We start from the raw sequence: 20,985 nt of genomic DNA, 5'->3' as shown, positions 1-20,985 counted from the left end.
TCCTATGAACCCTGTTTGTCGGTATGGCGCATATGCGGGAACAGAATGACGTCACGGATGCTTGGCGCGTCGGCCAGCAACATCACCAGACGGTCAATACCAATACCCTGACCTGCAGTTGGCGGTAAACCATGTTCCAGCGCTGTGACGAAATCTTCGTCGTAGTACATGGCTTCATCATCACCGGCTTCTTTTTGCGCAACTTGCTCACGGAAACGTTCAGCCTGATCTTCAGCATCGTTTAATTCGCTAAAACCATTGCCTAATTCACGACCACCGATAAAGAACTCAAAACGGTCTGTGATTTCCGGATTATGGTCATTACGACGGGCCAGCGGAGAAATCTCTGCCGGGTACTCAGTGATAAAAGTAGGTTGTTGCAGCTTGGTTTCGACCAGCTCATCAAAGACTTCCATCAGAATACGGCCATGACCATAGTTGGCTTTAACTTCAATGCCTAACGACTTGGCCAATTCAGCTACTGCTTCACGAGTCGTTAACTGCTCGAGTTTAACTTCAGGGTTGTAGTGCAGAATAGATTCAGTCACTGACATACGGGCAAAAGGTTTACCGAAGTCAAACAGGTTACCCTGGTAAGGCACTTCAGTGGTACCCAGCACAGACTGCGCCAGACCACGGAATAACTCTTCAGTGATATCCATTAAATCGTTGTAATCGGCATAGGCCCAGTAGAATTCCAGCATAGTGAATTCAGGGTTATGACGGGTTGAAACGCCTTCGTTACGGAAGTTACGGTTCAGCTCAAATACCTTTTCAAAACCACCGACCACTAAACGCTTTAAATACAGCTCTGGAGCAATACGCAGGAACATTTGCATATCCAGCGCATTGTGGTGCGTCTCGAACGGACGAGCCGAAGCACCACCAGGAATGCTTTGCAGCATTGGGGTTTCTACTTCTAAGAAGCCTTTGCTGTTAAAAAACTGACGGATGTAAGCCACAGTTTTTGAACGAATTAAAAAGGTTTTGCGTGACTGGTCGTTCACAATCAAATCTAAATAACGCTGACGGTAACAGGCTTCTTGATCGGTTAAACCATGGAATTTGTCCGGCAATGGACGCAGGGCTTTGGTCAGTAAACGGATTTCGTCTAACCAGACGGTCAGCTCACCGGTCTGAGTTTTAAACAACACGCCGCTACCACCGACTATGTCACCTAAATCCCACTTTTTAAAACCTTCGTTGTAGACATTTTCTGCCAGACTGTCGCGTGCTACATACAACTGCAGCTTGCCGCCCACGTCCTGAATAGTGGTAAAACTGGCTTTACCCATAATACGGCGCAGCATCATACGACCTGCCACAGTGACACGGATTTTTTTCTCTTCCAGCTCTTCTTTGCTCAGGTGCTCGTACTGAGCATGGATCTGATCTGAAGTCGCATCACGGCGAAAGTCATTTGGAAATGGGTTACCCAGTTCACGTAATCCGGCCAGCTTATGTTTTCGCTCAGCAATCAGTTTATTGACGTCCTGATGTTCTTCAATAGGAGTATTCTGTTCAGACATGATAAGTTCCTGATTTTGTGAGCTAAATTACAAACCGGCTTTTAAGCTGGCTTCAATAAATTTGTCGAGATCGCCGTCCAATACCGCCTGGGTATTACGGGTTTCCACGCCTGTGCGTAAGTCTTTAATGCGCGAGTCATCCAGCACGTAAGAGCGGATTTGACTGCCCCAGCCGATATCCGACTTGGTGTCTTCCAGTGCTTGTTTTTCGGCGTTTTGTTTTTGCAGTTCAAACTCATACAACTTGGCGCGTAACTGCTTATAAGCGTTATCACGGTTTTTATGCTGTGAGCGGTCATTCTGACACTGCACCACAATATTGGTTGGTAAGTGAGTAATACGTACCGCAGAGTCGGTTCTGTTGACGTGCTGACCACCAGCACCTGAAGCACGGTAGGTATCAATACGTAAGTCGGCCGGGTTGATCTCGATTTCAATATCGTCATCAACTTCAGGCGACACAAAAACGGACGCAAAAGACGTATGGCGACGGTTGCCTGAGTCAAAGGGGCTTTTACGGACTAAACGGTGTACGCCAGTTTCAGTACGTAACCAGCCATAAGCGTATTCACCAGTGAATTTGATGGTACAGCCTTTAATACCGGCCACATCACCGTCTGTCACTTCGTACAACTCAGGTTTAAAGCCTTTGGCTTCACCCCAACGCAGATACATCCGCATTAAAATGCTGGCCCAGTCCTGAGCTTCAGTACCACCAGAACCAGATTGAATATCCAGGTAACAATCGCTCTGATCGCTTTTGCCTGAGAACATACGACGGAATTCCAGCTTAGCCAGTTGTAATTCTAAGTCGGCCAGTTCAGCCTGAGCTTCATTAAAAGTATCTTCGTCTTCGGCTTCAACCGCCAGCTCCACTAAGCCAGCTACGTCTTCCAGGCCCTGATCCAGTTTGTCGATGGTGCCAACAATCTGTTCCAGTGCTGAACGTTCTTTGCCTAATGCTTGTGCATTTTCGGGGTTGTTCCAGACAGCAGAATCTTCCAGCTCACGGCTGACTTCTTCTAGCTTTTCTTTTTTGGCGTCGTAGTCAAAGATACCCCCGAAGCACGTTAGTGCGTTCAGTCAGATCTTTAATGGCGTTGTATACCGGATTTACTTCAAACATGATTTAAGGCGCTTAGAAAAAAATTGGTGGCGATTGTAGCAATATTTCAGCAGACATGCAGCCACCCCGACGATTTTCTATTGAAAGAGTTGAACAGGATCCTGCACTGACTTTTCAACAAAAGCTGTGCAGGATCCGTTTAGCATGGAACTAACCGATTTTTTCAATCAACCGGACAATCAATTGCACCGATTGTTGGTCTCTGTAGTCGTTGATATCCAGCTGATAAGCCACGCGGATCTTTTTTACGTTGGCATCAGGCCAGGCTTTGTTGTCGGCATTAAACCAGATGGCATCGACCAGATTACCATCGCTCGATTCCAGCATCAGCTTCAGGTGTTTATCCGCCAGCAGACGTTGTTGGCGGATTATGAACTCGCCCTCAAACACAGGCTCAGGGAAGGCCTGCCCCCAAGGTCCAGCCTGTTGTAACAGCTGAGCAAAAGGTACAGACAAACAATCACTGCTCAAATCTCCGTCTGTAAAGAGCACTGCAGTGAGCAGCTCTGGTGTCAGGTACTTTTTCGCAACAAAATTCAGTGCCAGTTTAAAGGTTTCAAACCGCTCTTCGGCAATAGTTAAACCAGCCGCCATCGCATGGCCACCAAACTTCTTAATCAAGCCTGGGTATTGGGTAGAAACTTCGTCTAATAAATCACGGATATGCAGTCCAGGGATAGAACGGGCAGAACCTTTCAGCTCGCCTTCGTCGCCTTGGGCAAACACCAGCACAGGTCTGTGGTATTGCTCTTTAATCCGGCCAGCCAGTATACCTATCACGCCTTGATGCCAGTCACTTTGGTACAAACATAAGGCATCAGGCAACTCTTCAGAGGCGAAAGATAACCGCTGCAGATAAGCCTGGGCTTCCTGCTGCATGCCCTGCTCTATTTCACGGCGTTCAACGTTTAAGCTATCGAGTTCAGCCGCATACATGCGGGCGCGGGGTAAATCAGGCGCTAATAAACAGCTAATGCCAAGGCCCATATCATCCAAACGCCCGGCAGCATTTAAACGTGGTGCTAAAGCAAAGCCAAAATCCTGCGCCGTTAACTTTTCCGCTTTACGGTTGGCAATATCAATAAGCGCCTGAATGCCTGGCCTGGCTTTGCCACTACGGATACGCTGCAAGCCCTGATGCACCAGAATTCTGTTATTCGTATCAAGCGGAACTACGTCAGCCACTGTACCTAAAGCCACAAGATCCAACAGATCCGCTAAATTAGGTTCAGGCTGAGTTTCCGTAAAATAACCTTGAATACGAAGTTCGGCACGTAACGCCAACAAAAGATAAAACGCTACCCCGACACCAGCCAGTTGTTTACTGGGGAAATCACAACCAGGTTGGTTTGGATTGACTATAGCGTCAGCATCCGGCAGCTCGTTGCCCGGTAAATGGTGGTCTGTGACCAGCACTTTGACGCCCATTTTTTTCGCCAGCGCTATACCGTCAATAGCTGAAATACCATTATCGACAGTGACTATCAATTGAGCGCCCTGAGCCACTGCAATTTCTGCCATCTCGACAGATAAACCATAACCGTATTCAAAACGGTTAGGCACCAGATACTCCACATGCTTAAAGCCCAGGCTTTTTAAACCCGTCAGCAAAGTAGCAGTGCTGGTGGCGCCATCGGCGTCAAAATCGCCGACTATGACAATATGCTGTTGCTGCTGCAACGCCTCAATCAACAAGGTCACAGCAGCAGAAATACCTTTGAGCAAAGTAAAAGGCAGTAACTGAGCGGCACCTCGCGCCAATTGCAGCGAGCTATCAATGCCACGGCTGGCATAAATGCGCTGGATCACCGGATGGTATTGGGAGAGTTCCGATGAAATAGCCGGCACAGGCCGGCGTTGTAATGCTTTAATAATACTCAAACTGAAACCTGCTTATGGCGCATTTTGGCTCAAGGCAGCGGCTAAAGCGGCTGCTGGTTGATAGCCAGGAATTAAACGGCCATCAGGTAAAATAAGTGCCGGAGTGCCAGTGATACCAAAACTTTGGCCTAACTCATATTGCTGAGCCACAGTGTTCTTGCAACTTGCCTGCTTTACCGCTTTACCGGCTTTACCGTCTGTCATCGCCTGCTGAGTGTCTTTTGCACACCAGATAGATTGCAGTTCATCAAAAGTTGCAGACTGCACGCCACCGCGCGGGAACGCCAGATAACGCACTGTAATACCAGCTTTGTTCAGGTCGGCCATTTCGTTATGTAACTTACGGCAATAACCGCAACTGGTGTCAGTAAACACATGCACCACGTATTTTTCATCAGCAGCTTTAAACTCAATTGCTGAGTCGGTATATTCTTTGACGCCCGCTTTACGGATATCTTTCAGAATGTCTTCATTCACCAGTTTTTTATTTTTTAAATCGTAAATATTGCCTTCAAACAAATACTGTTGATTGTCCGAAATAAAGAATAAACCTTTGTCTGTATGCACTTGTAGCATGCCAGGCACTGCCGAATCTGCCACTGCTTTTACGTTTAAACCAATATCTGAAAAGGCTTTGTTCACTTCAGGTAAAGTCTCCTGAGCTGTTAAACCAGTACTTAAAAAGGTTGCCATAACGGCGAGATAGCTAAACTTCTTCATCTGTATTTCCTGCACCCAAAGCTAGCCTCTGGGATGATGTTGTTGATGTAAACTTTGCAAACGCGCTTGCGCCACATGAGTATAAATTTGGGTGGTCGATAAATCGCTATGCCCTAATAACAGCTGTACGACCCTCAAATCTGCACCATGATTCAATAAATGTGTGGCAAAAGCATGCCGTACCGTATGCGGTGACAACTCTGCACTAATGCCCGCCACTTTGGCATAAAACTTAATTCGGTGCCAGAAAGTTTGTCGGGTCATTTGTTGGCCTCTGTTGCTTGGAAACACCACATCACTCTGGCCATCAAGCAACAAAGCACGGCCTTGCTTCAGGTAATTATCCAGCCATTCCACTGCGGTTTCCCCCAAAGGCACCAGCCGTTCTTTTTTACCTTTGCCTGTCACCCTGACCAAACCCTGGCGCAGATTTATTTGCTGTAAGGTTAAACCTACCAGCTCCGAGACTCGAAGACCGGCCGCATACAGAATTTCTAACATCACTTTATCGCGAAACTGAATTAAATCACTGACATCTGGACCTGACAGCAATAAATCCACATCCTGCTCGGATAAAGTTTTAGGCAAAGAGCGGCCAATTTTGGGGTTAAATACGTCCGACAGCGGGTTTTCGGTGATTTGCCGGGTTTTATGCAGATGACGATAAAAACGTCGCAAACTGCTTAAGGTTCTGGAGGTGCTGCGTGGACTAAAACCCTGGTCCACCCGAAACGCCAAATAGCTATTCAGCAGCATTTGATCCACAGCCGTCAGTTGCTGGCCCTGTTGCTGCAAAAATAACGCGAATTTAGTCAGATCTGTACCGTAAGCACTTAGCGTATGCTCGCTGACGCCTTTATCCAGCCAAAGCTGGTCTAAAAAGGCTTTAATAAGCTGTTGCTCTGAGATGGCCAACACTGCTGCCACTTGCTGCTCCCTGGTTAATTTACCTTGTCTGGCTTTGTTGGTTTGCGCTGTTCTGCTACACTGCCGCCCACAGAAAATGTTGAGTCCCGCCAGATGAAAATTGGTCTTTTTTACGGCTCCACCACCTGCTACACCCAAATAGTGGCGGAAAAAATTCAGACACTATTAAGTGCTGACCCAAGCCTGCCGGATGGCAGCAGTGTAACACTTCACAATATTAAAGATCAGCCTCTCGCACTGATGGCTGACTATGATCTGCTTATTTTAGGTATTTCAACCTGGGACTTTGGCGAACTGCAGGAAGACTGGGAAGTCCATTGGGATGATATCGTTGAAGTGGATTTAAGCGGCAAAATTGTGGCTATTTATGGCATGGGCGATCAACTGGGCTACGCCGAGTGGTTCCAGGATGCTGTAGGTATGCTGCATCAGGCCATAGCGCCACAAGACTGTATTCGCATTGGTTTCTGGCCGACTGAAGGTTATGACTTTATTGCCTCCAAAGCAGTCACGCCTGACAATGAATGGTTTTATGGCTTAGCTTTGGATGAAGAGAATCAATACGATTTAACCGATCAGCGCTTGGATCAGTGGCTGACTCAACTGATGAATGAGCTGATAGCCCTGTAACATCGGGATGTTTAAAAACGCCCTGTCATCACGTCCTGATACAGCTGAGTTTTTTGCACTTCAAGATGGGCTTGCTGCAGTTTCTTCACAAGCTCTGCGTCACTGTTTTTGCTGGCGGCCAGGTAGGTTTGTTGCTCAAGTTGCGGAATAGCCAATACAAAAGTGGTGATGCCTGCAGGCAGAGCTAACTGTTGTTCCATGGAAGGCAAAGCCGCTTGATCATCGATCACGTAGTCCACTTTGCCTTTGAGCAGTAAACGCCAGGACTCCAGAATATCAGCCGACAACTGCAGTTCTTTGCCTTCTTTCATGCCTTGCTGTTTAAGCCATTGCCCCGAAAAATCAGCTCGTTGCACTGCGATAACAGCAGAACCTAAATCTTTGATATGGTTTGGGCTTAAGTCAGTACGATCCGTTAACCGCACTAACCCAAATCGATATTTAGCCACAGGGCCAATCCAATGGAACTCGTTTTCCCGCTCCGGTGTTCTGGCCATATTGTAAATCAGTACATTGGGTGTGGAGCTGGCGATATAAAAAGCTCTGGCCCAGGGATAAACCTCAATACGGCTTTGTAGTCCGGCTTGTTTTAGCGTCGCTTCTATAATCTGAGTGCTAAGCCCATCTACTTTACCCTCTTTGATTGTCTGATGAGGGGGCGATAATTCAGTCACTACTCTCAGCGCAGAACCATCAGCATGTGCAGTGAAGGTGAAAAATAAACACAACAAAACAACCACTAAGCTTTTTCTCACAGCCTAACTCCAGCTTGACAGATCACTTTGCATACAACACTTTGTCTATCCTAGCTTAGTTATCCTGAGCTTTCCTGACAACAGCTGATTTTTTACGCAATAAAAAAGGGCAGCTATCGCCGCCCTCTGTATGCAGGTTTAGCTATTAACCTTTTAACACCTGCGCCATGGCTTTAGCGAAGTAATCAATATTGCTGTGATTTAAACCCGCAATACTGACGCGACTTGAGCCGACCATATAGATGCTGTAGTCCTTACGCAGACGTTCAATCTGCTCCTTGTTAATGCCAAGGAATGAGAACATACCGTGTTGTTTAGTGATAAAGCTGAAATCCTGTGTGATGCCTTCAGCGGCAAATTTGTCGATGATCAACTGACGGTAGTCATTGATACGATTGCGCATCACAGCCAATTCCTGATGCCACAACGCCGTTAATTCCTGGCTATCCAGAATATGACTGACAATAATTGCGCCATGGGCAGGCGGCATAGAATAAATACTGCGCACTACACTCAGCAGCACAGATTTAGCTATGTCTGCCGTTTTGCTGTCTGCTGCCACTATGCTACAGGCACCAATACGCTCACGGTATAAACCAAAGTTTTTTGAGCAGGAGCTGCACAGGATCATCTCTTCTACTTGATCCGCTAAATAGCGTAAGCCCTGAGTGTCTTCATCCAGACCTAAACCAAAACCCTGATACGCCATGTCAACCAGCGGGGTAAAACCTTTTTCTTTGGCTAGGTCAGCAAATTGTTTCCACTGATCAAAGTTTAAATCCATACCACTTGGGTTATGGCAACAGGCGTGCACCAGCACCACATCACCAGCAGGAACTTGTGCCAGTTCAGTCAGCATGGCGTCGAACTTTAAGCCTTTCGTATCCCAGTCGTAGTAAGCATATTCTTTTACTTTCAAACCAGCGGCCTGAAACAAGGAGATATGGTTGGCCCAGGTTGGGTTAGTCACCCAGACTGTAGCGTCCGGATTGGCTTTTTTAATAAATTCAGCAGCCACCCGTAAAGCACCTGTGCCACCTGGAGTATGAGCTGTAGTGACACGGCCTGATAACAGTACTTTGTGCTGACCAAAGGCCAGTTTTTCAATATGGCTGTTAAAAGATAAATCACCTGCCATACCAATATAGGTTTTACTGTCTTCGTTTTTTAAACGCAGCGCTTCGGCTTTTTTCACACAATCCAGCACAGCCGTATGGCCTTGCTCGTCTTTGTAGACACCCACCCCAAGGTCCACTTTCAATGGATTTGGATCTTCTTTATAAGCGGCCATTAAACCTAAAATTGGATCGATAGGGGTTGGCTGTAAGTGCGAAAACATAGTAATTACCTGTTAGTTTGCGGTGTTAATGAATCAATTCGGTTTCATCTTATCATGCGGGCAGCAGACCCGGCAGCACAAGACAAATGGCGACTAAGCGGATCAGCGCTTCTGTATGGTAGGCCTGACGTTTAAAGGCCTCAGCGTCAATAATACCTGCCAGTTCACCTTTGCCGTTAAATAAAGGCAAACAAGCTTCGGATAAAACCTTCGGATCGCAGGTGTAATATTCACCACCTGCAGTTAAATACGCCGTAACGTCGTTAATCACTTTGGCTTTGCCAGTAAGCCCAACAGTACTGTTATTACTGATGGCTGCAAATTCAACCGTTAAAGGAAACTCAGCACGGGAAGCAGCTCCAAAATAGGCCAGCTTCACCAGTACGGTTTCACCTTGAGGGTTCTGACGTTTTTGGTAAATACCAAACCAGTCACTGTCATTAGTTTGCTGATAGTTCTGCACCACCGCAGTGAGCTGAGCTAGAGCCGCAGCTGTTACTTCACTTTGGCCTATAGTGGCGGCCAGATCATAAGGTTCATCAGCCAATTGGCCAAACAACGAACAAGCCCCACCTTCGCCTAATTCAGGCACCTGATAAGACCAGGTGACAGCAGGAGCCGCTGCGATAGAAAGTTGGTTTTTTAATGCGGTAACTGCCTGCTCTATAGCCGTTTCTTGCCCTTGCAATACGGCCGCTAACCCAGACTGTTCCAGATATAAGGTAATAGACACTTCAGCCATCCAGATTTCTAAAATTGACCGTAGTTTACCAGAAGCCTTTTATTTGCCAATGGCTTTTTTTACCTCCTTATTTTTATACCCTAAGTAATTGGAGTTGCGGCAAGGCGACAAGAGATCGAGACCCAAGGAGCATAGGCCACTATGTGACTTGGGCGAGAGCGCGCAGGTAACAAAGCAGCGTCTTCAAGAACGACGGGGATAGCGCTTGCTGTTTATTATTAAGTTGTTTATCGTGCGCTTTCTGACGACTTACACAGATTGTTTTATGAGTGGCAAAAAAATCTCGTTAGCCGACTGGCAACAACAATTGGGGCGACCTGCCGAAGCGGCAACAGCAGCAAAAGCAGATGATTTGGTCTACAGTACAGAGTCAGGCCGTATTGACAAACCCAAACAGCAAAAAGCTGTGGTTCAAAGTTTTACGGATGGTCATGCACGGTTAAAACGTGAAACCAAAGGCCGCAATGGCAAAACCGTGATCACTATTTCTGGCCTTGCTGAAAGCGCAGAAAAACTGACAGAAATAGCGGCTTTATTAAAGAAAAAGTGTGGTTGTGGCGGTTCGGTCAAGGATGGCGTCATTGAAATTCAGGGTGATCAACGCGAACTGGTGCAACAGGAATTAACCAAACTGGGTTACAAACATAAATGGGCAGGTGGTTAAACCGCCCCTTTATACCCAAGTGGATCAAGCGAGCGTCTGATGCAACAACTCTCCCCTGCCGATTTATCTATTCTGCTGATCGAACCTTCTGATGTTCAGCGCAAAATTATTATCAAACAACTGGCCGAAGAAGGCGCAACTCAAGTCAGCACAGCCGACAGTATTGCCACTGCCATGGTGCAGCTGAAGCAACACAAAGCCGATTTAGTGATCAGTAGTTTGTACTTTGAACAAGGCACTAGTCTGGAACTGCTGGCGAAACTGAAAAACGACGCTGATTTAGCGGATGTGCCTTTTGTATTAATTTCTTCTGAAACCAAAAAAGCTCAGCTGGAACAATTTAAGCAATCCGGTGTGGTAGCCATTTTACCTAAACCTTTTAACTCCATTCAGTTGGGCAAAGCCTTAAATGCGGCTATCGACTTGTTAAGCCCGGCTGAGCTGGAACTGAGTTTATTTGATGTGCATGATGTACGAGTGTTAGTGGTAGACGACAGCCGCCTGGCCCGCAACCATATTAAACGTGTACTGCAAAATCTGGGCATTGGGCATTTAACTGAAGCCGAAGATGGGCAACAAGCCATTGAGCTTTTGAAAAACAACATGTTTGATTTGGTGGTGACAGATTTTAATATGCCGGAAGTGAACGGTCAGGAGCTGACCCAGTATATCCGTGAACATAGCCAGCAAAGCCATATACCGGTATTGATGGTGACCAGTGAAGCCAATGAATCACACTTAGCGAATATTGCGCAATCTGGCGTCAATGCCTTGTGTGATAAACCTTTTGAACCTGAAACAGTGCGGGCTTTATTAAGCCGCATCATGGAACACTAAAAAGAAGACGGGTCAGAGCTTACGCCCTGACCCGTATCAACTACTTCTGTTGGTTGTAGTCTTTGCCAAAAATCTTGCCAAAGAAACTGTCTTTTAACCAGACTGGCCGCTGCGGATTATTCGCCACTTCAGTGGTAATACCGAAGTTAATGTCGGCGAAAGTAGCCCCGGCATCGTAACGAATAGCACCAAAGTCAGCAGTTAAACCCGCCTTGTCATCAGTCGGCTTGTGGTAATGCTTGGCAAAAAACTTGCCCCAGACTTCGCCCCCTTTTTGAGCTGGATCTTTAGACGTAAAGCCTGTCATCAGAAATACAGATGGCACACCTTGCTGCACTAAAGTGTAGTGATCTGAACGGGTAAAAATAGCCTGTTCCGGCATTGGATCCGGGCTTTGACTAATACCCACTGCAGCTGCAGCTGTATCCACTGTTGCACCTAAACTGGAATGGTTAGCACCAAATGCAACTATGTCAGCAAAAGGATACAACAACACTGGCATATCGATATTGACGTTCGCCACCAGCTTGTCGATTGGACGGGTTGGATTATGAGCAAAATAGTCAGCGCCCAATAAGCCTTTCTCTTCACCAGTTACCGCAACAAATAAAATAGAACGTTTTGGCCGTTCTGCCTGCTGAGCAAATAAACGCGCAGTTTCCAGCATAATGCTGACACCAGCGGCATTGTCCATCAGGCCGTTATTGATTTTATCTTTGCTGCGCACATCGTTGGAAAAACCAATGTGATCAGAGTGAGCCGTCACCACCACATATTCATCTTTAAGCACCGGATCAGAACCTGGCAATACTGCAACCACGTTCGGGCTGGTGATATCTTCCATAGTGGATTCACGTTTTAAATTAACAGTACCTTCTAAGGCAAAACCTGTAGGCACTTTTTCTGCGGCTAAGTCTGCAAAAATATCGTCCAGAGAACGGCTGGCTCCTTCAAACAGGTTTTTAGCAGCGTCAGGATGTAAGTAAGCACCACCCAGTAGTGACTCAAATTCACCTTCTGCTTTACCGTCTTTATGCAGCCAGCGCATACGAGGGCTGGTTAAATACATCAGACTATTAGCATAAGGCCGCACTTTTTCTTCTGAAGGAGTATGCAGGGTAAGGATACCCACAGCACCACGTTCAGCCGCGTTTTCTGCTTTTAAACTTTGGATATGAGCCGCTTCTTCACTGGGTAAAGATTTAGGGCGACCACTGAGCATCACTACTATTTTGCCTTTTACATCCAGATTGGCGTAGTCATCCAGATTAAACTCTTTGGACACTAAGCCATAACCGACAAAGACCAATGGCGCTGTGACATCGGCTTTCGCATGCAAAGTGCTTGGACCCGTAAAAAACTGTTTTGGATAATCAAAGTCTGTGGTTTTGCCATTTTTAGTCAGCGACATTTTGGCACTGCTTTGCACCAGCATGGCTTTGCGTAAAGGCACAGACTGGAAATAGCCCTGCTCACCGGCCGGCTCTAAACCTAAAGCGGCCAACTGAGTGGCAATATAATTCGACGCAATTTGATGACCACGGCTACCGGTATCCCGGCCTTCCAGGCTGTCATCGCCTAAAAACGTCATATGCGCTTCAATGGCTTTAGCGCTGGCTTTTGGCAAAGCAGCCACAGAAGAAGGTGTTGAGGTACTTTGACAGCCCGCCAGCACCAGCATGGCGGATAAAGCACTGATTGACATCAGTTTCATAGTATTTCCTTAAAAAATTCAGGGGCTTTCGCCCCTGACTACTCAGTTTTTAGCCTGATAACGCTGCTGGTATTTGTCGTGCAGTTGTTTGTGGCGGCTATTTAAGTCAACAGCACGGCCATCAATCCACATATAACGTACTTTGTGCCCGAGATAATCAAAAATATCACCATCAGACACCACCAGAGTGGCAGCCTTACCCACTTCGATGCTACCGATTTTATCAGCTACACCAGCAATAGCAGCGGCATCAAGTGTAACAGAACGTAACGCCTGCTCCGGACTTAAGCCATAGCTGATCGCCTGACCTGCAGCAAATACCACATTGCGGGTATCCCAGTAACCATCCAGTGACAAGGCAAATTTCACCCCTGCTTTAGCCAACTGAGCCGGAGTCTGGAACGATTGGCTGCTGGCTTCATCGGCACGTTCAGGAATGCCATAAGGCGAGGTATAAATAACCGACACATTGGCCGCAGCCAGTTGCGGTGCGACACGCCATGCATCACGTCCACCTACTATGGTCAGGGCAAAACCATAGTGCTGAGCAAACTTCATCGCTTGTTCAATTTGACGCTCGTCATTGGCATGTACAAATACCGGTAACTCACCTTTAAATACCGGGATCATCGCCTGCCAACGCGAATCAACAGGTAACTTCACGCCATCGCCCACAGCTTGCGCATAAGCTTTGGCTGTTTTGAAGTAGCCTTCAAGCTCAGTCATCGCTTTTTGGCTGGCTTTACGAATATCTTCAGGCTTTTGTGGACGCCATGGATTAGGCATCACGTCAGCTCGTGGCCATTTGATATGCAAAGCCACTGAATCCACCACTGTGGCATCTTTCCAGTTCCAGGCATCCAGTTGCATAAAAGCGGACTGGCCCATAATCAAAGAGCCATTTGGATACACCAAAGTGTAACTAAAACCATTGGCACGAATAGTAGGCACTACTTCAGAATCCGCGTTATACGCGACCTGAGCTTTAATATCCGGGTTGGTCTGAGTCACTTCAGTGCTGTCGTCCGTCGCCCGCACTGCTTCAATTTCAGTTAAACCCAGCTGATTCGCCAGAGCAATCAAGCCGGGGTACAACTGCTTGCCCTGTAAAGACACCACTTGCGCGCCAGCAGGCACAGCCAAATCTGTGCCTATAGCACTGATTTTTCCGTCCACCAGCAATACATCAGTGTCTTTTAATACGCCATTGGTCACTGTATGCACTGTGGCATCCTGTAACAAAATGGCTGCAGTTTGTTTAGGTGCCGGCACTATGTCGTTCGCCTGTGCAGTCAGGCTCAGCGCTGCAGTCACCAGTAAAAAAAGTTTAGAGAATTTCATTGATGACTCCATTAATGCTGATGACCAAAAGCAACAGATAACACGTCGTGATTATCTTCACAGTGCCAAACCGGGTTATTGGCTTTGTATGAAGCGCCAGAACCTGCTTTTTCGCTGTCAGAAGCCTGTAACACCTTCTGGATCAGCTGTTGTTTTTCGTTTTTGACCTGCAGTTGTAACTGTTCGTCTGCAGTCAGCTGATAATAAGGTGCTCCTTCAATCCAGGTTTGCTGAGCACGGGCATACACAGACAATGGATGGGCAGACCACAATACGAAGTCAGCCTGTTTACCTTCTTCCACTGAACCTACTTTAGAGTCTATTTTCAGTTGTATGGCCGGATTAATAGTCACCATATTCAAGGCTTGTTGCTCATCCATACCACAATACACCACGGCTTTAGCGGCTTCCTGGTTCAGGCGGCGCTGTAAATCCGGACTGTCTGAGTTGATGCTGACCAGCACACCTTGTTGTTGCATTAAACAGACGTTAGTTGGAATAGCATCCTGCACTTCCATTTTATAAGCCCACCAATCGGCAAAGCTCGAAGCACTGGCGCCATGCGCTTTCATCTCGTCTGCGACTTTATAGCCTTCCAGAATGTGCGTAAAAGTAGTGATGTTAAAGCCCATTTCGTCGGCTAATTTGATGATCATCAGAATTTCTGACGCCACATAGGAGTGAATATGGATAAAGCGTTCTTTGTCTAAAATCTCGACCAAAGTTTTGATGCGGTAATCCACCCGCGGCGGTGCAGTTTTTGCCCGTTCAGAGCTGGATAAATCTTCATACTCAGCCCACTGCGCTTTGTATTCTTTCGCGGCCTGGAAGGCATCACGAATAATAGTATCGACACCACTGCGGGTTTGTGGGTAACGGCTGACAAAATCTTCGCCCCAGTTGGATTGTTTGACGTTTTCACCCAAAGCAAGCTTGATGCTTTCTGGTGCGCCTTTGAATTTCAGTTGATCTGAGCTATCGCCCCAGCGCAGCTGAATAATTTGTGCCTGACCGCCGATAGGATTAGCGCTGCCATGCAATAATTGAGCTGTCGTAGTACCACCAGCTAAACCGCGGTAAATATTAATATCATCGGCGTCTAACACATCGGCAATACGCACTTCAGAGGTCACGGCATCAGAGCCTTCGTTCACGCCCTGATCAATAGCAATATGCGAGTGTTCATCGATAATACCAGCCGTCAGGTGCATACCAGTGGCATCAATGGCTTGATAACCTGAAGGCGTAGATAAGTTTTTGCCAATTTTGACAAACTTACCATCCTTCACCAGTACGTCCGTATTTTCTAACTTACCAGCCTTGGCTGAAGTCCAGACTGTGGCATTTTTAATATGCACATTTTGCTGCTTCGCTTGTTGTGTCACACCAAATGCACGATTGGGCATCGTCACTTTTGACAGCATCACAGGCTTTTCCGTCGCCTTTTTCTGATCCGCTGTAGCAACCAGAGGCTGTTGCAGACTGCTGATGGCAACTGTGGCGCCCTCTGCAGTGACTAACTTTCCTTGCAAGGTTTTACCTTTGAGTTCACCACTAAACTGAGCCACACCAGAACCTTGTCCCAGCGCTTTTAAATCCAATGCAAATTGCAGCTGATTTTTTTGCACAGCTACATGATTCAGTTTGCTGGTTTTATCGCCCAGTTTAACCGAACCTTCCACTGAGCCTTTTTTATCTGTCAGTTCCAGTGGCAAGCTGCTGCCGTTTACACTTAACTGATAAGTACCAGCAAAGGCTGGTAAATCCATAGCTGTAAATTGCTGTTGTTGACCACGAACCCAGGTCGCAACTATTTCACCGTCAGCAAATAAATCACCTTTACTGACCACTAAGTCGGCCTGATAACCCACAGCGATTTTACCGATCTGCTTGTCCATACCTAACCATTTTGCAGGCTCTGTGGTTAGCGCGGCTAAAGCCTTTTGCTGGCTTAAACCATAAGACACAGCTTTACGTAAATTCGGCCAGAACTGCTCTGGTTTTTCCAGCTTGTGCAGGGTCAGCGCAAAAGGAATTTTCGCCTGTTCCAATACCGCAGCGTTGGATGGCGCTCTTTCCCAATGACGTAACGCAGCCAGCTCCACATCCAGTTGATCATTTAACTGCTGCACAGCAGGAGCAGCCGGAAAAGCCAGCGGTAAAATCAGAGGACGGCCAGTCGCTTTGACCTGTTCAATACGACTGTATTCGTAGCCAGAAGCCACCAATGTCACTTTATCCAGTCCAAACTCTTTTAATAGATTATCCGCACGCAACAGCGCCTGATCGTCAGCCGCCTCAAATACCACACCCTGAGTTTTCAGCTGGGCTAAAGCAGCTAAGTCAGCATTAAACTCAATAGGCTGATTATAAAAACGCCAGTTATCTTTGCCATAAGCCTGACTGTACCAGTTGGCATCGGCCAGAGTCTGGCGAATAAGGGCTATGCTGCCCATCAAAGAGGATGGATAACTTTGAACTGAAGTACCTTTACTAAAGGCCATAAACTGATTGGCTTGCGCACGTAATACAGCTTCGTTCGGCAAACCTGCGACTAAGGACGCAACAAAAGCCTGACCACGGAAAATACCATCAAAACGGGCCGATTGAACTGTAGTAAAACCCTGTTGCTGATAGTTTTTTGCTTGTTCAGCATCAGGTTTAAATTCATTAACCCACTGCTGACGGGCGTGAATAGCGGCATTACTGGCGTTACCACCTTTGCGCTCATTGCTGTAATTTGGCTTGCGGCCAAAGCCAGCTTTAGCGTCTTTTTCTGCTTTGGGCAGACCATACTGACTGTATAAATCGATAAAACCCGGATAAATAAAATAACCACTGGCATCTATGGTCTGATAGCCAGCTGGCACATCAGCTTTATTTTGAATTTTGCTGATTTTGCCATTGCTAATCAGCACAGTGGCATTGTCCAGGCGTTTGCCTGGTTCAGTGATCACAGTGGCATTCGTTAAGGCGTAAAGTTGTGGTGATTTATCACGGATCCCTTGAACCGGCGTGGTTTGATCCGCCGAAGCAGCGGGCAATAAAGCGCAAAGCATTGCCGTACTGCACAAGGACAGTCTTAGTTTGATCATGGATGTTTCCTGGTTTTATTGGGGTGTCGCCCTGTAAACTGTATGAAGAAAAGCACTCAGCAGGGCTGGCGTACTCCCAACAGCAGGTTACAGTGAAGCAGCCCCTATTAGTAATGGTTGATAACTCAGGTTATATAAGTCCTGCTCTGCCCTTGGCATGCTGAAGTAATAACCTTGCACCAGATAGCAAGCATTGTTTTTTAAGAATTCGATCTGCTCTATGGTTTCAACGCCTTCAGCCACGACCCGCAGGTTCATTTTTTGCGCCATAGCGATAATGGCCGCAACTATGTCCATGTCGTTGGTGTCTGCCGGAATATCTTTGACAAAAGAACGATCTATTTTCAGCTCGTCTACCGGGAATCGCTTTAAATAACTCAGCGATGAATAGCCTGTACCAAAGTCATCAATAGATAAAGTCACACCCAGTCCTTTTAACTCATTTAACTGGGCAATAGCCGCATCAGTGTCCCCCATCAGCATCGACTCGGTAATTTCAAAGATCAGTTTGTCTGGCTTAGCACCAGTACGTTGTAACACCCGTTCAACCACTTCGGCCAGGTTTTGATCGGTAAATTGTCGCGCCGACAGGTTGATAGAAATAGTCACATCATGGCCTCTGGATTGCTGACGACTGATAAAACGACAGGCTTCCCAGATAATCCACTCGCCTATTTCAACAATCAGCCCTGTGCTTTCCGCCACAGGAATAAAGCGCAGTGGTGGGATCATCGAACCGTCAGGCCGGATCCAACGCAATAAGGCTTCATAACCAATCACCACATTAGTACGAATGTCGATTTTCGGCTGGTAATACAACACAAACTGATGTTCACGAATGGCTTCACGCAAATGGTTTTCTATTTGCAGTTTTTCTTTGGCTGCTTCGTTTAAATCCTGGCTGAAAAAATGATAGGTATTGCGACCACGGGCCTTGGCTTCGTACATGGCCAAATCGGCATGTTTGAGCAGCAGTTCTTCGTCGGCCGCATCTTCAGGCGCTATAGTGATGCCTATACTGGCGCTGATAGCCACTTCCTGGCCAGTCAGTTTTACCGGAGCTGCAAAACTTTGCTGCAGGTTTTCAGCGATCAAGGCTGCATGGGCTCTATCTTTAATACCACTTAAAATCACTGCAAACTCATCGCCGCCCAAACGCGCTATGGTGTCTTCCTCGCGTAAACGGCTAATCAACCTGCGCGCCACTTCTTTCAGTAGTTCGTCTCCGGCGTCATGGCCCAGCGTATCGTTGATGCGTTTAAATTCATCCAGATCAAAATACAACAAAGCAAAGTGGTAATAACCACGGGACGACATCGCAATAGCTTTGCGTAACTGGTCACGAAAATAACTGCGATTGGCAAGGCCAGTTAGCATATCGTAGTAAGCCAGTTGCTCCATTTTTCGCTGACTTTCTTTGATAAAAGAGATGTCCTGCATAGCGCAGACATAGTTACTGACCTCTCCCTTTTCATCGCGGATAGGGGCTATCGCCAGTGACACCCAAATTTTGCGCAACACATGTTGCAACAGCATATCGCCGCGCCAGTGGTGGCGCTCCTGCAAGGTCTGCGATATTTCTTCACCCACAAAAAACATCTCAGCGGCAAACAAAGACGACAATGGCTTTTGCATCATCTGCTCTGCAGTGCAGCCCATCAGCTCCAGCATAAAAGGGTTCACGTATTCAATATGCAACTCTTTATCGGTCAATAAAATACCCGAACTGGAAAAGGCTACAGCTTTGGTTAGTTTACGGGTGGCACGTTCCGCTTCTTCTTTTTCACCTATGCGGGTATTTAAACCGGAGATCAGTTGATGGATTTCTTCAGCCATGCCATTAAAAGCACGATTGAGCATGCCAATTTCATCGTCATTCTGATCCAGAGTAAGTTGCTGTAAATCGCCCCTGCTGATCCGTTGCACGGCAGAAGACAAACGGGTTAAGCGCTTTAAAATAAACTGGTAAATAAAAAACTGCAGAGACAATGCCACCACGACTGCAACAGCCAGAAAAATCAGCATCACATTGTCACGAAAATCCTGCAGGCCGCTAACGACCACCTGTTTATCCTGATACAAGGTCAGATACCAATCCAAACGTTGCACTTTGGCGGCTGACACCAGATAGTTGGCCAAATCTGCCTGCAGCAACTCCGACGCTGCTGGGTTGGTTGTCACTTGTTGAATAAAAGCAGCCAGCTCAGGTCTTCTTGGTGCCACTGAACTGTATCGGGCATCAAAGTTTTGTTGTCCGCTTTTTTGCAGCGGCACAGGTTTTTTGCCATCGAGTAATAAATTGCCTTGAGGATCAAACAACATACTGTGCAAGCCACCGGACGATTGTTCAATGCTGGCTAAATCAAGAAACAATTCATCCAGAATATAATCGCTAGCCGTCACCCCTAAAAACTCATCTGCGGCATACACGGGGATCACCAGACTCGTCATCCATTTTTGCCAGATCGGATCGTAATAAATCGGAGTCCAGCGTGGTAAACGGCTGGGGTTTTGTTCCGGCGTGGCAATATCAAAGAAGATATCTTTGGTGAAATCATGAGTGACAGGCACTTCCAGCGCCCAGTCTGCCGGCGTTATTCTTATCAGACCTTGCTTGGAAATAAAATAAAAGTTAAAAAACTCCTCCAGCATCAAAGGAGCCAACTGCTGCCATAACTCTTCAGTTTGCATTAACCAGGCACTTTGCTGAGGATCTAATTTTGACTGAGGAATAAAAGCGGCAGACAGGTCATCCTGAACACGTACACTGCCATCTGGCAGAACCGCAGGCAATTCCTGAGATGAGTCTGTAGTTTTGCTTAAGTAGCGCACTACTATGTTGTTGGCACTGATGGCCTTCTTCTCACGAGTTAAAAAATCGGCATCCAGTTCGCGGGCATATTTTTCAGATTGCCGCTTTAATTCGTGTTTCTCTTGTTCAATCAGCACATTTTGTTGCAGCATCAATACTGCATAGGCGATGGCCGCGCTTGCAACTACAGTTAGCATAAACACCAGTAGCGCAAACTTGATGCTAAGGGAATTCATACCTGTAGGTTTGTGAAAATTAACGTCCTTCACATGATTTCCTGAGTTGACAGCGACGGGGTTCAGTTGTAATGCTATTGTGATACACAAAAGCATCAAACCATTATTGCATCAAAATCAAACAAATGAGAATTAAGCCAATGAAAAATCTGTTTATCTTACTGTCTTTAGGATTGTCTTCTGCATCTGCTATCGCAGGCAGCGCCTTTACCGACGCCGAAGACGCTGTCACTTACCGTCAACACAGTTTCCAATTAATCCGACATAATTTCGTCGATTTAGGCGACATGATGCGCGGGAAAGTACCTTTTGATGCTAAACGCGCAGAAAAACGCGCTGACGCACTGGCAAGCCTGACCACCTTACCATGGGAAGCCTTTGAAGTAGCTGGAGCTGATAAAGTAAAAAGTGAAGCCAAAGCAGATATCTGGAAAAACCTGCAGGATTTTCAGCAAAAAGCCCAGCAATTCCAAACTGATGCTTTAGCGCTACAAACTGCAGCTAAATCAGGCGACCAGGCGACTATTAAACCAGCCTTTGGCAATTTCGCCAAAAACTGCAAGGCCTGTCATGACCAATACAAAGCAGATTGATATCCTTCTTAACAGGCTGGGATAAACCCTATCTGGGATTGGAT

The 20,985-nt window shown here is 46.7% G+C and carries 16 protein-coding genes; 4 read left to right on the top strand and 12 right to left on the bottom strand.

What is annotated here, in order from left to right; all coding sequences use genetic code 11:
• Positions 1-2 precede the first annotated feature (2 nt).
• The 5 genes from lysS to xerD all read right to left on the bottom strand — a co-directional run bounded on the left by lysS (position 3) and on the right by xerD (position 6,183).
• Entirely contained in the window at positions 3-1,529 is a 1,527-nt protein-coding gene (gene lysS, locus LSG37_RS04320) for a lysine--tRNA ligase (RefSeq protein WP_233078707.1), read from the bottom strand.
• A gap of 27 nt (positions 1,530-1,556) precedes the next feature.
• Positions 1,557-2,655, bottom strand: a protein-coding gene (prfB, locus tag LSG37_RS04315; RefSeq protein WP_233078706.1) for a peptide chain release factor 2 whose coding sequence is annotated in 2 segments (ribosomal slippage) — positions 1,557-2,579 and positions 2,581-2,655 — 1,098 coding nt in all. Because the reading frame shifts where the segments join, the coding sequence is not laid out codon by codon here.
• Between the two features lie 150 nt (positions 2,656-2,805).
• Positions 2,806-4,536, bottom strand: a complete 1,731-nt coding sequence (gene recJ, locus LSG37_RS04310) for a single-stranded-DNA-specific exonuclease RecJ (RefSeq protein ID WP_233078705.1) — start codon at positions 4,534-4,536, stop codon at positions 2,806-2,808.
• Positions 4,537-4,548: 12 nt separating this feature from the next.
• The gene (gene dsbC / locus LSG37_RS04305) at positions 4,549-5,256 is read right to left on the bottom strand and encodes a bifunctional protein-disulfide isomerase/oxidoreductase DsbC (protein WP_233078704.1); all 708 of its coding nucleotides are present in this window, start codon (positions 5,254-5,256) and stop codon (positions 4,549-4,551) included.
• Positions 5,257-5,277: 21 nt separating this feature from the next.
• A complete protein-coding gene (gene xerD, locus LSG37_RS04300) occupies positions 5,278-6,183 on the bottom strand; it encodes a site-specific tyrosine recombinase XerD (protein ID WP_233078703.1) in 906 nt (301 codons plus the stop codon).
• A 93-nt stretch (positions 6,184-6,276) separates the two neighbouring features.
• Here xerD and fldB point away from each other — a divergent pair, with 93 nt between their 5' ends.
• On the top strand, positions 6,277-6,813 hold the full coding sequence (fldB, locus tag LSG37_RS04295) for a flavodoxin FldB (RefSeq protein ID WP_233078702.1): 537 nt from the start codon (positions 6,277-6,279) through the stop codon (positions 6,811-6,813).
• A gap of 11 nt (positions 6,814-6,824) precedes the next feature.
• Here fldB and LSG37_RS04290 read toward each other — a convergent pair whose 3' ends face one another.
• The 3 genes from LSG37_RS04290 to LSG37_RS04280 form a co-directional block, all read right to left on the bottom strand.
• Complete coding sequence (locus tag LSG37_RS04290) at positions 6,825-7,568, bottom strand: substrate-binding periplasmic protein (protein WP_233078701.1); 744 nt, start codon at positions 7,566-7,568, stop codon at positions 6,825-6,827.
• Positions 7,569-7,713: 145 nt separating this feature from the next.
• Positions 7,714-8,907, bottom strand: a complete 1,194-nt coding sequence (locus LSG37_RS04285; RefSeq protein WP_233078700.1) for an amino acid aminotransferase — start codon at positions 8,905-8,907, stop codon at positions 7,714-7,716.
• Between the two features lie 52 nt (positions 8,908-8,959).
• Complete coding sequence (locus tag LSG37_RS04280; protein WP_233078699.1) at positions 8,960-9,649, bottom strand: GAF domain-containing protein; 690 nt, start codon at positions 9,647-9,649, stop codon at positions 8,960-8,962.
• A 265-nt stretch (positions 9,650-9,914) separates the two neighbouring features.
• Between LSG37_RS04280 and LSG37_RS04275 the strand changes: the two genes are divergently transcribed.
• Together LSG37_RS04275 and LSG37_RS04270 are read left to right on the top strand one after the other, a co-directional pair.
• Complete coding sequence (locus tag LSG37_RS04275) at positions 9,915-10,313, top strand: translation initiation factor (RefSeq protein WP_233078698.1); 399 nt, start codon at positions 9,915-9,917, stop codon at positions 10,311-10,313.
• A 39-nt stretch (positions 10,314-10,352) separates the two neighbouring features.
• Positions 10,353-11,150 carry a response regulator gene (locus LSG37_RS04270; protein WP_233078697.1) on the top strand — a complete coding sequence of 266 codons (798 nt, stop codon included), beginning with the start codon at positions 10,353-10,355 and terminating at the stop codon, positions 11,148-11,150.
• A 40-nt stretch (positions 11,151-11,190) separates the two neighbouring features.
• Here LSG37_RS04270 and LSG37_RS04265 read toward each other — a convergent pair whose 3' ends face one another.
• The 4 genes from LSG37_RS04265 to LSG37_RS04250 form a co-directional block, all read right to left on the bottom strand.
• Entirely contained in the window at positions 11,191-12,864 is a 1,674-nt protein-coding gene (locus tag LSG37_RS04265) for a M28 family metallopeptidase (RefSeq protein WP_233078696.1), read from the bottom strand.
• Between the two features lie 42 nt (positions 12,865-12,906).
• The gene (locus tag LSG37_RS04260; RefSeq protein WP_233078695.1) at positions 12,907-14,205 is read right to left on the bottom strand and encodes an amidohydrolase family protein; all 1,299 of its coding nucleotides are present in this window, start codon (positions 14,203-14,205) and stop codon (positions 12,907-12,909) included.
• An 11-nt stretch (positions 14,206-14,216) separates the two neighbouring features.
• The gene (locus LSG37_RS04255) at positions 14,217-17,300 is read right to left on the bottom strand and encodes an amidohydrolase family protein (RefSeq protein ID WP_233078694.1); all 3,084 of its coding nucleotides are present in this window, start codon (positions 17,298-17,300) and stop codon (positions 14,217-14,219) included.
• A gap of 87 nt (positions 17,301-17,387) precedes the next feature.
• On the bottom strand, positions 17,388-20,381 hold the full coding sequence (locus LSG37_RS04250; protein ID WP_233078693.1) for a bifunctional diguanylate cyclase/phosphodiesterase: 2,994 nt from the start codon (positions 20,379-20,381) through the stop codon (positions 17,388-17,390).
• A gap of 107 nt (positions 20,382-20,488) precedes the next feature.
• On the opposite strand from LSG37_RS04250, the gene LSG37_RS04245 reads away from it, so the two are divergent.
• Positions 20,489-20,941: a c-type cytochrome gene (locus tag LSG37_RS04245; RefSeq protein ID WP_233078692.1), complete on the top strand. Its 453-nt coding sequence runs from the start codon at positions 20,489-20,491 to the stop codon at positions 20,939-20,941.
• Positions 20,942-20,985 lie beyond the last annotated feature (44 nt).

The organism is Rheinheimera soli (assembly GCF_021290985.1).
Lineage (GTDB): Bacteria > Pseudomonadota > Gammaproteobacteria > Enterobacterales > Alteromonadaceae > Pararheinheimera > Pararheinheimera soli.
The sequence above is the reverse complement of the archived record's forward strand: the minus strand, read 5'-3'. Positions and strand labels throughout refer to the sequence as shown.